9 protein-coding genes and 1 rRNA gene are annotated in these 12,967 nt (G+C 58.7%); 6 read left to right on the forward strand and 4 right to left on the reverse strand.

Features of this window, described 5'->3' with window-relative positions; translation table 11 throughout:
* Positions 1-123: 123 nt before the first annotated feature.
* Positions 124-462: a hypothetical protein gene (locus tag ACIOYV_RS20600; RefSeq protein ID WP_054050336.1), complete on the forward strand. Its 339-nt coding sequence runs from the start codon at positions 124-126 to the stop codon at positions 460-462.
* A 137-nt stretch (positions 463-599) separates the two neighbouring features.
* Here ACIOYV_RS20600 and lapD read toward each other — a convergent pair whose 3' ends face one another.
* Both lapD and lapG read right to left on the reverse strand, forming a co-directional pair.
* A complete protein-coding gene (lapD, locus tag ACIOYV_RS20605) occupies positions 600-2,546 on the reverse strand; it encodes a cyclic di-GMP receptor LapD (protein WP_401326537.1) in 1,947 nt (648 codons plus the stop codon).
* Between the two features lie 14 nt (positions 2,547-2,560).
* Positions 2,561-3,253 (reverse strand): cysteine protease LapG, encoded by a 693-nt coding sequence (gene lapG, locus ACIOYV_RS20610; protein ID WP_401326540.1) that lies wholly within the window; start codon positions 3,251-3,253, stop codon positions 2,561-2,563.
* 267 nt (positions 3,254-3,520) lie between these two features.
* On the opposite strand from lapG, the gene ACIOYV_RS20615 reads away from it, so the two are divergent.
* From ACIOYV_RS20615 to ACIOYV_RS20635, 5 genes are all read left to right on the forward strand, one after another.
* Complete coding sequence (locus tag ACIOYV_RS20615; protein ID WP_401326542.1) at positions 3,521-4,231, forward strand: GntR family transcriptional regulator; 711 nt, start codon at positions 3,521-3,523, stop codon at positions 4,229-4,231.
* 785 nt (positions 4,232-5,016) lie between these two features.
* On the forward strand, positions 5,017-5,793 hold the full coding sequence (locus ACIOYV_RS20620; RefSeq protein WP_401326545.1) for a DUF3050 domain-containing protein: 777 nt from the start codon (positions 5,017-5,019) through the stop codon (positions 5,791-5,793).
* Positions 5,790-6,719, forward strand: coding sequence for a diiron oxygenase (locus tag ACIOYV_RS20625; protein ID WP_401326547.1), 930 nt, complete (start codon positions 5,790-5,792; stop codon positions 6,717-6,719). Before ACIOYV_RS20620 ends, ACIOYV_RS20625 begins: the two co-directional genes overlap by 4 nt.
* 13 nt (positions 6,720-6,732) lie before the next feature.
* The gene (locus ACIOYV_RS20630) at positions 6,733-10,143 is read left to right on the forward strand and encodes an amino acid adenylation domain-containing protein (RefSeq protein WP_401326550.1); all 3,411 of its coding nucleotides are present in this window, start codon (positions 6,733-6,735) and stop codon (positions 10,141-10,143) included.
* Positions 10,144-10,165: 22 nt separating this feature from the next.
* Positions 10,166-10,633, forward strand: coding sequence for an SRPBCC family protein (locus tag ACIOYV_RS20635; protein WP_163914918.1), 468 nt, complete (start codon positions 10,166-10,168; stop codon positions 10,631-10,633).
* Between the two features lie 57 nt (positions 10,634-10,690).
* Here the strand turns inward: ACIOYV_RS20635 and ACIOYV_RS20640 are convergent, their stop codons facing one another.
* A complete protein-coding gene (locus tag ACIOYV_RS20640) occupies positions 10,691-12,571 on the reverse strand; it encodes a methyl-accepting chemotaxis protein (protein WP_401326552.1) in 1,881 nt (626 codons plus the stop codon).
* A gap of 303 nt (positions 12,572-12,874) precedes the next feature.
* Positions 12,875-12,967: ribosomal RNA gene (rrf, locus tag ACIOYV_RS20645) — 5S ribosomal RNA — on the reverse strand; the annotation flags it as partial.

A 12,967-nucleotide genomic window follows, 5' to 3' on the forward strand; every position in this document is an offset into this window, starting at 1 on the left:
GGGGCGGCCGTCACGTTTGCGGCTATCTCGGCGGTGACGATTTCGTCGCCGCACCGCATACTCGCCAACAGTTGGCCTATGCTGCTGACAGCATGACGCTGGTCCATTTCTGAGGGATGCTCAATGTTTTACGTGCAACGCGATGCGCAAGGCCAATTGGTGCGCGTGGAAGCCGCGGCCTACGCCGAGGCCACGGAAACACTGCCGGCCGACAACCATGAAATCCAGGCCTGGTACGCCAACGAAGTGATGGAAACCAGCCTCAAGCAGCTCAAGCAGAGCGACCTGGAAATGATCCGGGTACTCGACGACTTGATCCAGGTGCTGACCAGCAAAGGCGTGATCCGCGTCACCGATCTGCCGGCCGCCGCCCAAGCCAAACTGATGGACCGGACCCAGGCCCGGGAAGCGTTGGGTGGGTTGAGTCATTTGATAGATGATGATGAGACGGGGTTGATCTAGACCCCACCTTCATCGGTGCCTTTACTGACGCCATCGCGAGCAAGCTCGCTCCCACAGGGTTTTGGGTTGGCCACAGGTTGTGTGGTCAACATCAATCCACTGTGGGAGCGAGCTTGCTCGCGATGGCGGTAGCAGCTTCACCGCCAGGGCTTGGGCTCACCAAACAACTGCCCCTGAACCCCATACAAGCCCATCTCGCGAATCACTGACAACTCCCCTTCGGTCTCGACCCGCTCGGCAATCAGCGGCAGGTCAATGCTGTGCGCCGCGCGCTGGATGGCCTCGATGAACAGACGCTTGTCGCTCTCCTGATCGATCGCCCGTATGTAGCTGCCGTCGATCTTCAGATAGGCCAACCCCAGCCGCGCCAGGTTGCCGATCATGCTGAACCGCCCGCCAAAGCGTTGCAGGCTCAGGGAGAACCCAAGTTCGCGCAGACGCCGCGTCAACTGCTCCAGCACCGCTTGCTCGGGCAGTTGCTCTTCACCGATTTCCAGGGTCAGGCGCTCGCCCAGATTCGAATGCTGACGCAAAATCTCGAAGACTCTATTCAGCGCCTGTGGATCCGCCAGGGTCGCCGAAGACAAGTTCAGCGCCAGCGATTCTTCATGCCCGGCCATCTGCTCCAGGACCAATTCCAACATCAACCGATCGAGCCGCGCCGTCCAGCCAAAGCGCTCCAGCCACGGCAGGAAGCGCCCGGCGGGAATGGTCTGGCCCTGATCGTCGATCAAACGCGACAGCACCTTGTAATGCAGCACCAGCGCGGTGTCCTGACTCGCCACCACAGGTTGGAAATACAACTCGAAACGCTGCTGATTCAGTGCGCCATCGAGCAGTGTGTGCCACGCATGATGATCATCCCCGACACTCGCCGAAGCACTGTGATCCAGGCATACCCAGCTCTGCTCGCCCTGACCTTCGGCCTGCGCCAACGCCTGATCCGCCAGGCCGAGCACCGCTTGCGGCGAGTCGCCATGGGCAAACGGTGCCAGCCCGATGGACGCTACTGAGGCCACATCGGTGGCGCCGGTCGCATGCAAACTTGCCAACGCACTGTCGAGGTTCTGCGCCAGTTGCAGCGCTTCTTCGCGCACCAGTCCCGGCGCCAACACGGCGAATTCACCGCCGCGAATCCGCGTGACGAGGTTCTGGGTTTCCGGGTATTTGGCGCACTCGCGGGATAACTGCTCGCCCACCGCTTTCAGCAAATCATCGGTGCGTTGCCCGCCCAGGCGCTGGTTCAGACCGGCCAGGTCCTTGACCCGCAACAGCAGCAGATAACCGGAACTGGCTTGCTCCGGGTTGCTCACCCGGGCGTTCAATTGCATTTCGAAATAGCGTCGGTTGGCCAGGCCCGTGAGGTTGTCCTGATAGGACTCAACCCGCAGTTTTTCACTGCGCTCGGCCTGTTCCTGGAACAGCGCCTTGAGCTTCTCGACCATCTGGTTCATGGCCTGCACCACCCGGCGCAGTTCCGGGGTGCGCGGCAGTTCCGGCAGGCTGAGGAATTCCCGGCGCGCAATGGCGTGGGATTGCTTGACCATGTAGTCCAGCGGCTTCAATTGCCGGCGCAGCAGCAACGCGCCCAGCACCGCACTCACCGCGCCACAGATCAGCAACCAGCCCAGACTCCCTAGCGCGCTCTGCCACAGTTTGGCCAGGGCGAACATCGGATGGCTGACCACTTCGACCCTTGCAGCCTGCTCCCAGCCACGGCTGACCAGTGCATCACCGCCGGCGGCTTCCAGGCCGATCATTTTGACGAACCAGTCCGGCACGTTATTCACCGCCGGAATGCCGCTGCGCTCGACGATGGTCTGATCGGTCTTAAGATCGACCACGCGGATGCTCGCGTAGTAGCCGCTGTCGAAGATCGAACTGACCAGCAACTCGACCATCGCCGGGTCGTCGATATTCGGCGTCAGGGACAATGCCAGCGCCGTGGCGGCGTCCTGGGCGTGGGAGCGCAACTGGTTGACGTACTGAGTGCGCGAGCTCTCCAGGCTGACCATGAAGCTGCCAGTGAAGGCGACCACAAGGAACAGGCAGATAGCGATCAACAGCTGTTTGAACAAAGACATCTGAGCGCGTGCTCCTAGTTAGTCGTCTCGACCGGAAATCCTTCGGCCTGCATTTTTTTCAACACATCCTGCCAACGGGACAGGCGCTTGGTGTCACCGACTTTCTTGTTGCCCTTGGCACCGGGCAGGTACAAGCCTTCGGCATTGAAAGAGTAGACCGGCAGCAAATCGGTTCGTTGGCTGGCCGGTTTGATCTCGTTGATCAGGCTATCGAGTACCAGCGGCATTGCCTCGGGTGTCGAATAATAGGTCAACACCATGTGCGCCCGGTTCAAACGCAACGCCTTGACGTAAGTGATGCGCAGCTTGTCACTGGAAACACCAAGATGGCGCAGGCTGAAATACTTGGCGATGGCGTAGTCTTCGCAGTCGCCGGCGCCCTTCCACAAGGCTTCGATGGGGGTTTCCCAATAATCGACCTCGTGCCACAGGTCGATGTCTTCTTCGTAGCGCATCTGTTTGTTGAAGAACTGGTTCACCACATTAAGTTTTTCAATCTCGCCGACCTGCTTCTGGGTGGCCAGCAAACGCTGCCAGGCATCGATGCGTTGCTGGCCCTCGCCCAATGGCCCGTAAATGGCCTGGGCACGGCGGCTGATCAGGGAAAAATCCCAGTCGGCATGCAACCCGCCCAGCATGACGCCGGCCAGCAGCAGCGCGCAGCACAGCCAGCGCAACATCCGGGGGATTGCGAAACGTACCGCCAATGCGAGGCATCCAGGGTAGGCAGGTGGAAATCGGTTGATGGTGCAGGTTAGGCCGATAAAAGACAATGGCACGGTGAGATCACTGCCAGCACGCTAAACTTGGAATGTGAGTAGTCATAAAAAGATCACAACCTGTAGCAAGCACTGCAAGGGCCACGGGCGCGACAGAAGTTGCGGTGATCTTTTACAAGGTTTGACAACCTGTATAACAGTCACTAGTGTCCATTTGGATCCAAAAACAACTTCAGTCATGCAGGGTGCGTAGTAGTGACACAGAAGCCCAATCCTCTGAACAGCATCAAGGTCAACGGGCCGATTCCCGCTCACCTGGCGCGTTCGGTGATCGAAGAAACCCTGCGTTCGGCCATTCTCGACGGACGCATCCCTTGCGGCACAGCATTGCGCCAGCAAGACCTGGCGGACCTGTTCGGCGTCAGTCGCATGCCGGTACGCGAAGCGTTGCGCCAGCTCGAAGCGCAATCGCTGCTCAATGTCGTTGCCCATAAAGGCGCCGTGGTCGCTGCGCTGGTACAGGGCGATGCGACGGAAACCTATGAACTGCGGATCCTGCTGGAATCCGAAGCATTGCGCCGTTCGATTCCCTTGCTCGAAGTCGCCGATTTCGAACTGGCCGCCCGCTACATCGACGAATTGGAAACCGAACACAACTACACCGAGATAGGTCGACTCAATCGCCTGTTCCACATGGCACTGTACAGCAAGGCGCCCAATCGCCGGCTGTTGCGACTGGTCGAAGACGGATTGAACGAAGAAGAGCGTTTCCTGCGCTTCAATCTTGAGGCGATGGGCCTGGGCAAGCTGTCCCAGGAAGATCACCGGAGTTTGTTGCGCGCCGTAGAAGACCGGAACATTGAGCTGGCGGTCGAACTGCTTGAGCATCACCTCAATCGCGGTGTCGAGGTCATCACACGCTATCTCGAAAGCACCGGCACCCAAAGCAAGAAAAACTCGAGATAAACCGCCCCCCAGGCACGCGCGAGCACATCGAATGTGCTCGCCAGCGCTTGCCGCAACGTGTCGCTGAACCTGTCCTGGGTCATTCGGCGAAAAGCCTGCTTACAAATCCCCCTTCGCTCATACCAACCCGCTAGAACAATGCCACTCCTGCGTTCCCGGAGCCCGCCTGGCAACTTCTTCTCAATCCCGATAATGGCAGCCAACGAATGCCGTACCAACGATAGCGGCTACCGTCAATTACGCTCACTCTTGGGCCTGCCAACTCAACAATGAACGCAGACGCACCGCTCTCGCGGGAGCCGACTGCGCACCAAGAACCTACGGAAGGAGTCTTGCCACGGGAAAGGAAGTAAATGGCGTATTCCCGGCCAACTTCCATCCCCTCAGATGACACCAGCGATCACAGTTTTAAAGTTACTTTGAGTGAGGCATTCACTCTCTTATTCGATTCTGACTTATATAAGCCGGAAGGAGTAACTTCATCCAAATAAAACTTGAATCAAAAGTCTTATTGAAACTTTTCGCGCCCGAAAAAGTTAAACTTTCAAATAATATAAAAATAACTTGCCGGGAACTTTATTGATGTATTAGTTTTTCTCCGCCGCCATTGGATCCAGGCCAGCAAGGCTCAAGCCCAATCCTTACGCGGCGCAACAAAGACTGTTTCGTTACTCACATACATCAATTCGATTGAGGCCTCCGCTCGCCCAGATAAAACATCTACTCACTACCGCTAGTTGTTTACATCTCCCATTGGTATTTCCAATTTACTTATAGGCTCGCCCATGAAACCGACTAAAGACCGTCTCAACCAAAAGAAAGCAGAACTTAGCGCTCACCCAATCTTTGGCGAAATACATTCGTTGTCGATCCTGCAACGCTTCATGGAAACCCATGTGTTTGCCGTCTGGGACTTTATGTCGCTGACCAAGCGCCTGCAGCAGGAACTGACCTGCGTGCAGTTGCCCTGGTTGCCACCGCAAGATCCGCAAGCGGCACGGCTGATCAACGAGATTGTGCTCGGCGAAGAGTCCGATGACCGTCCTGCCAATGGTCACTACAGCCATTTCGAGTTGTACCTGGATGCGATGCGCGAAGTCGGTGCAAGTACCGTTGCGGTAGAGCGCTTCGTCGCGTTGCAAAAAGAAGGCGTGAGCTACGACGTGGCACTGCAAAGCGTGAAAATCGACCCCGCCGCTGCACAGTTCGTGCGCCATACCTTGAACACCGCGCTGCATGCGCCGGGTCATAGCGTTGCCGCCGTGTTTCTGCACGGCCGGGAAAGCGTGATCCCGCAGATGTTCCAGCGGATTCTCGACGACTGGGGCATTGGCCTCGATCAAGCCCCGACCTTCCGTTACTACCTGGAACGCCACATCGAAGTCGATTCCGAAGACCACGGCCCGGCGGCAGAAAAACTCCTCGCCCGGCTGGTCGATGGCGATCCGCAACGTCAGGAAGATGTCTACGCCAGCGCCATCGCCGCGGTGGAAAGCCGCATCGCCCTGTGGGATGGCTTGCGCGTCAGCATGAGTGAAGCCGTCGGCGAGGTGAGTGCATGAACGCCGCCGATTACCAATCCTTCGCTGACGCCTGGGAGAGCCGCGCCACCATCCGCACCCGGCCCCGGCGCGTGCTGGAGAACGACGACAAACTGATCTACCCGTTGAGCCGCCAACCCCTGGTGTTGAGCGAAACCTTCCTGCGCGAATGCCCCGAACAAAGGGACTTCGCCCTGGTGCAGACGCTCTACAAGTTCATCAACGACGTGGTGATTTTCGAAACCGAGATCGTCGACAAGACCGCGCGCAGTATCGCCAAAAACCGCTTCGCCGTGGCCTTTCCGTTCGCCTGCCGCTACGACGCCATGACCGTGGTGGTAGACGAGGATTACCACGCCCTGGTGGCGATGGATTTCATGCAGCAGACCGTGGCCATGACCGGCATCACGCCGATCGAACTGCCGGATGAAATCGAATTGAGCCGGGCGATTCCGGCAGCAGTCGCGCTCGCCCCGGAACACTTGCGCAGCGCTGTGGAACTGATCTGCGTGGCCATCGCCGAGAACACCGTGACCGGCGATGTGGCGGCGTTTGCCAAGGACGACACGGTCAAGCAATCGATCAAGGGGCTGATGGCCGATCACTTGCTGGACGAAGGCCGCCACTCCGGTTTCTGGGCGCGACTGGTGCGCATCTACTGGCACACCGCGAGCGAAGCCGACCGCCAATGCATCGCGCAGATCCTGCCGGTGTTTATCGGCCACTACCTGACCAACGACATTCAGAAGTCCTTCGACTTTCGCCTGATCGAGTCCTTGCAGGTCAGTGACGCTGCGCGCCGCGCACTCAAGAGCGAAGTCTCGGGCCTGGCCTTCCCGATCAATCGCCATCACCCGTTGGTTGCCAACATCGTGCGGTTTTTTCGCAGCAGCTCGCTGCTCGATTCGCCGTGCGTTCAAGAAGCTCTGAGCGACTACCTGGTTTAACGAGGAGAACATCATGAGACGTCTCGACATTGTGCTTATAGGGCAGAGCCAGGCCTTGACCGACCTGGCGCTGGAGCTCGAACAACATGGACATTCACTGGTGCGGCGGGCTGCTTCGGGTGAGCGAGCGTTGGGCAACGTCGATTTAGTCATCGACGACGCCAGTCTGGCTTTTGCCGACTTTGGCGATGTACCGCGATTGATGCTGCAACTGGGTGTTGGGGAGTCTTTGGGGCTGCCAACCCTGGACTTGCTGTGCAAGTTCGGCTCGACGCTGTTCACTCGCGTGCCGATTGCCGAAGAATCGTCCGGTAACGGCCAGGCGCTGCGCCTGCGGGCGGTGGCAGAACTGGTGGATCACGTGGCGTTACTGGTCAGCCGGTTTTCCCGGGATGCCGAGTATTTCCAACTCACCGAAACGGTGGCACCGATTGATTTTGATCGAGTAGAAAACCTGCTGTTTCTCGAGCATCTGGCCTTCGTCCATCAGCTCAACATGACCGCGCACGAAGGGCTGCTGCAACTGGGCCAGATCCCGATGATCGAGCGGCTTGAACAGCGCTTTATCCAATGCGCCGAACGACCTGCACTGAGCATCGCCGGCACGTCCCTCAGCTATCGCCAATTGCATGCTCACAGTCGCGCGATTCAGCAGCGTCTGCAGCCGCTACTTGATCAGCATCAGGGCTCATTGGTGGTGGGTATTTGCCTGCCGAAATGCAGCGCGTTGTATGCAGGGATTGTGGCGATTCTCGGCAGCGGCGCGGTGTACCTGCCGCTGGAACCGAGCCATCCGCTGCAACGTCAGCAGTACATTCTGGAGAACGCCGGGGCGGTGTTGCTGCTGCATGACGGCGAGCATCCTCTGGCGGATCAGATGCCGGGGCTGGATATCAGTCGTATCGACTGTGATGCCATGGATTTCGATCTACCGTTGATGCGTCAGCGGCCGGCGCTCGATGCACCGTGCATGGCGCTCTACACCTCGGGCACCACCGGGCACCCGAAAGGCGTGCTGCTCAGCCAGGCCAACCTCGCGCACTTCACCGCGTGGTACGCCGACTACGTGCAACTGACCGAACAGAGTCGGGTATTGCAGTTTTCATCGCTGAGTTTCGACTCGTCGCTGATCGATATTTTTCCGACGCTGTTGCAGGGCGCCGAGTTGATCGTACCCAGTGACGACCAGCGCCGCGATCCGTTGCAACTGGTGGCGCTGATCCGCAATCAACAGCTGAGCCACGCTTTCCTGCCGCCGGCGCTGTTAAGCATTCTGCCGCTGGATCAGTTGCAGGTGCTGGATCACGTGATGACCGGCGGCGACGTTTGCGAGCCCTACGTCATCGAGCAACTGACCCGCCAGGGCAACCTCTACAACCTCTACGGCCCGACCGAAGCCACGGTGCTGATCACCGCGCGGCAACTGCGACCCGGCGACAACAACCGCACCCTCGGCGGCCCGATTGCCAACAGCCAGGTGCTGATTCTCGATGAAGACTTTCAACCGGTGGCCGAGCAGACCGTCGGCGAGTTGTACATCGTCGGCCCGGGGGTGTGCCTGGGTTACCTGAACAACCCGCAGCAAACTGCCGAACGCTATCTGGAGCTGAGCCTGCCGAACGGTGAACGCCTGCGTGCCTACCGTACCGGCGATATGGCGAAGTGGACCCGCGACGGTATCGAACTGTGTGGGCGGCGCGACAATCAGGTGAAGATCCGCGGCTTCCGGGTCGAACCGGAGGAGATCGAACGTTGCCTGCGGGACAGTCAGCTCTACCGGCAAGTGGCGGTGGTCATCGACAGTCAGCGACGGATTCTGGCGTTCCTCGCCCAACCTCAGGAAGACCAGCCCGGCGCCGCTCGCGAAGCGCTGAAGGCCCACGCCGTGCAATTCTTGCCGGACTACATGCAACCCGGTGCGTGGACTGAACTGGAAAGCATGCCGTTCGCCAGTAACGGCAAGGTTGATCGCAAGGCGCTGCTGGCGCTGCCGGTTAACGTGCTGGAGAACAGCGCTCGGCGTTTGCCCACCAGTGCCGATGAAGAGCTCTTGCTGGAGATCTGGGCCGAATTGCTGGAACTGCCGGCGAGCGATATTTCCACCGACGAAAGCTTCTTCAATCTGGGCGGTCATTCGATTCTGTTGTCGCGGATGTTGCTGCGACTGCGTGAGGAGTTTGGGCGCAGCATTTCGATCAACCGCTTTATCGAGCTGCCGACGATCGCGAAATTGGCGACGTTGGTTCGTGGCTCGGGTACCGAGGAAGTGCTGAGCGCGCAGGCCATGGCCGATGCTTTTCGTGAACTGGATGTGCAGCCGCTGCCGGTCAGTCGCATGGGGGATGTGCACAAGGTGATCGTCACCGGGGCCAACAGTTTTGTAGGTGTACACATTGTCGAAGCGCTGCTGGCGTGGGGCGCCACAGAAGTGGCCTGCCTGGTACGCGATGGCGGTGGACAATCGGCGGCGGAACGCTTCGCCCAGGCCTTGCGCGAGAACCGTCTGGAGCACCTGGACCTGCATCGGGTGCGGGTTTATGCAGCGGATATCACGCGCCCGTCCTTGGGGCTCGCGCAGGATGTCTACGAGCGACTGGACCGGGAGTTCGGTGCGCTGGTGCACAACGCGGCCAACGTCAATCACGTGCTCGATTACGAGTCGCTGGCACGGGATAACGTCGAACCGATTTTCGAGTGCCTGCGCCTGTGTGAAGGGCGCAGCAAGAAGATCTTCAACTTCGTCTCGACGCTTTCGGCGTCCAGCACGATTTCTGACGATGGCCGGGTGCTTGAATTGCCCGCCGCGCAGACCCCGCCGATCTACATCAAGAACGGCTACAACCTGTCCAAATGGGTTGGTGAGCGGATCCTTGAGCGTGCGCGGGAGCGCGGTGTGCGGGTCAATCTGTATCGCCCCGGCAATATCAGTTTCAACAGCCTCACGGGCGTGTGCCAGCCGCACAAGAATCGTTTGATGTTGATGCTCAAGGGCTCGATCCAGCTCGGCCAGGTGCCGGAGTTCTCGCTGAACTTTGACTTGATGCCGGTGGACTTCCTCGCCCGATTTATCGCCTTCCATGCCAGCCGTTATCAACCGGAACACGCGGTGTTCAACCTGCACAACCCCGAGCCGCTGAGCTGGGATGCCTACGTCGATTCGTTTCGCGAAGCCGGTCGGGAATTCTCGATGGTCAGCGTCGCCGACTGGCAGCAGCAACTGGGCCGGGTCGACAGCGACAACGCGTTGTTCGGCGTGCTGGGTTTCTACCTCAACGGCTTTGAAGAAGACATCGGCGACATCTCGATGATCGGCCACGACAACGCCCAGGCCGGCGTCCGGCAGATGGGCGCGCACTACCCACAAAAATCCCCGGCGCTGCTACGCCGCGGCTGCGACTACCTCAAAGAAATCAACTTCATCTGACCCACCCAACTGGAGCAAAACCATGAAAACCTTGCAACCCGATACCCTGATCCAAAACCCTCACGGCTGCCACGTAGCGTCTTCGGTAGACGTGCCTGCGGACGCGGCGAAAGTCTGGGCAGTGGTCGGCAACTTCGCCGGCTTCGATCAATTCATCCCGGCGCTGTCGCACATCGAAATGACCGGCGACGGCGTGTCGTCCTTGCGCAAGAAATTCTTCAAGGACGGCAACCTGGTGGTCGAGCAACTCAACTCCCGGGACGACCAGGCGCTGAGCATGACCTGGACCACGATCTACAACACCTTGGGCGTGGCCAATTTGTGGGCGGCAATGAATGTGGAGTCTCTGGGGGAAGGCAAGTCCCGGGCAACCTGGACCATCATTGCCGAACCTGCTCAGGGCGGCGCTGAGGCGTTGCCGGGGTTCACGGAGTTTGTGCAGGGGTTTGCTGATGATGCGATGAACAATGTGTTGAAGTTGTTTGCGTAAGGCATGAAAAAGCCCGCTGTGGATCGACTCCACAGCGGGCTTCTTTACATCGATGGATCAGATTTTGAAGCTGTCGACCAACTGCTTCAACCGATTCGCCTGCAACGACAAGGCATCGCAATCCTTCAATGTTTCATTGAGGTTGGCCACGCTTTGCTGGTTCAGCAGGTTGATCTGGTTGACGTCGACGTTGAGGGTTTCCACCACTGCGGTCTGCTCTTCGGTCGCCGCGGCCACCGATTGGTTCATGCCGTCGATTTCACCGATGCGCTGGGTCACGCTGACCAGTCGCAGACCGGCCTGGTTCGCCACTTCGACGCTCTCTTCGCTGGAGACCTGACTGGCGTTCATGGTGGTCACCGCTTCGCGAGAACCGATCTGCAGCGAAGTGATCATTTTGTGGATCTCTTCTGCCGATTCCTGGGTGCGATGGGCGAGGTTACGCACCTCATCCGCCACTACCGCAAAACCACGACCGGCTTCACCGGCACGAGCTGCTTCAATGGCCGCGTTGAGTGCCAGCAGGTTCGTCTGTTGGGAGATGCCTTTGATCACGTCCAGAATGTGCCCGATGTTGTCGGTGCTGGCATTCAGGGTTTCGATCTGAGTGCAGGACAGGCTGATTTTCTGCGACAACTCGGTCATGGCCAGGATGGTTTTTTCCACCACCTGACGACCGTCGTCGGCCTGCTCGCTCGCACCGCTGGCGTGTTGCGAAGCATCGGCGGCGTTGCGCGCGATTTCCTGAGTTGCGGCACCGAGTTGATTGATCGCGGCAGCCACACTGTTGGTGCGGGCGCTTTGTTCGTCGGAACCAATGATCGAGGCGTTGGACGAAGCCATAACCCGTTGCGACAGGTCATGGACCTGACGGGTCGCCGAGGACACTTCAGAAATCGATGCGTGAATCCGCTCCACGAACTGGTTGAACGCACCACCCAGTTCACCGAACTCGTCTTTGCTTTCCACGGCCAGACGACGGGTCAGGTCACCTTCACCCTGGGCAATGTCTTGCATCGCACGGCCCATGGTGGTCAGCGGACGCATCAGCACGTTGATCAGCAGGCTCAGCAGCACTGCAATGGCGCTCACGGCGATAAACATCGCGATCAATGCCGAGGTGCGGAATTGGCTCAGCGGGGCATAGGCCTTGTCCTTGTCGATCGACAGACCGATGTACCACTCAGCGTTCGGCAACCCGGTGACCGGGGTGAACGAGAGGATGCGGTCCTGCTTGTTCAGAGTGACGTTCTGATTACCCTTCTCGATGCGCACGTTGGAGCCTGGGTAGATGTCTTTCAGGTTCTTCATCACCTGATCTTTGTCCGGACTGACGATCACCTGACCGTCGGCGCTGACCAGGAACGCGTGACCGATGCCGCCGAAGTCTACCGAGTTGATGATCTTGACCAGGGTTTCCAGACTCAGGTCACCGCCGACAACGCCGAGCAGTTCGCCGTTCTTTTTAACGGGCAGGGCGATGGTCACCACCAGACCACCGACCGCAGCCATGTAAGGCGGAGTCAGCATGGTCTTGTCGGCAGCGACGGCTTGTTTGTACCAAGGGCGCTGACGTGGATCGTAGCCATCCGGCATCTTCGCGTCTGGGCGTTGGGTGAATACACCGTTGGCCTGGCCGACGTAAGTGAACTGGAAGTTCGAGGTGAAGGCCGGTTGATCAACCAATCCTGGCAGATCGGCGTTTGCACCTTGATGGGCAACGTTCTGTGCCAGGTTCTCTAGCACCAGTACGCGGCCACTCATCCAGTTCTGCACGCTGCTGGCGGTCAAGTCGCCGGCTTGCTGGACGGAGGATTCGAGATTCTGCCGAATAGTATTTCGCTGCAAATAGTCGTTGTACAAAGTGAACAACGCAAAAGCCAGCACCACGACGCCTGAAGCGGCCAGCAGGATTTTATGGCTGAACTTGAGATTCATTTCATGGGACTTCTTATGCAAAAAGTGGGGATGCGTTCCGGATTGCAACATTCCATGTAACAGCGCAGACGGCTTCTGAGGCCGCTCTACTTTGGTGCACGCATGTCTCACCAGTCTTTCGGCACGAGCGGGAGAAATCTTAGGGGATTGTCTGAAATGGTATGGATTCGTAGCGGATTCCCGCCGAACGGCGCGCTAGAGCTTCTGGGTTAGCTTTAAGCCCTTGCTGTCGCTTGAAGATTTATCTGCTCCAAAACGACAAAACCCCTGTCTGCGTTAGCAGACAGGGGTTTCGGAATTCAATCTTGACGATGACCTACTCTCACATGGGGAAACCCCACACTACCATCGGCGATGCATCGTTTCACTGCTGAGTTCGGGATGGGATCAGGTGGT

The sequence above is a fragment of the Pseudomonas sp. NPDC087342 genome (genome assembly GCF_044744265.1).
In the GTDB taxonomy this organism is placed as follows: domain Bacteria; phylum Pseudomonadota; class Gammaproteobacteria; order Pseudomonadales; family Pseudomonadaceae; genus Aquipseudomonas; species Aquipseudomonas nunensis.

Bases quoted from the DNA above. Each gene is read 5' to 3' on its own strand.
- ACIOYV_RS20600 (WP_054050336.1), top strand. From the start codon at position 124: ATGTTTTACGTGCAACGCGATGCGCAAGGCCAATTGGTGCGCGTGGAA.
- lapD (WP_401326537.1), bottom strand. From the start codon at position 2,546: ATGTCTTTGTTCAAACAGCTGTTGATCGCTATCTGCCTGTTCCTTGTG.
- ACIOYV_RS20620 (WP_401326545.1), top strand. From the start codon at position 5,017: ATGAAACCGACTAAAGACCGTCTCAACCAAAAGAAAGCAGAACTTAGC.
- ACIOYV_RS20625 (WP_401326547.1), top strand. From the start codon at position 5,790: ATGAACGCCGCCGATTACCAATCCTTCGCTGACGCCTGGGAGAGCCGC.
- ACIOYV_RS20630 (WP_401326550.1), top strand. From the start codon at position 6,733: ATGAGACGTCTCGACATTGTGCTTATAGGGCAGAGCCAGGCCTTGACC.
- ACIOYV_RS20635 (WP_163914918.1), top strand. From the start codon at position 10,166: ATGAAAACCTTGCAACCCGATACCCTGATCCAAAACCCTCACGGCTGC.
- ACIOYV_RS20640 (WP_401326552.1), bottom strand. From the start codon at position 12,571: ATGAATCTCAAGTTCAGCCATAAAATCCTGCTGGCCGCTTCAGGCGTC.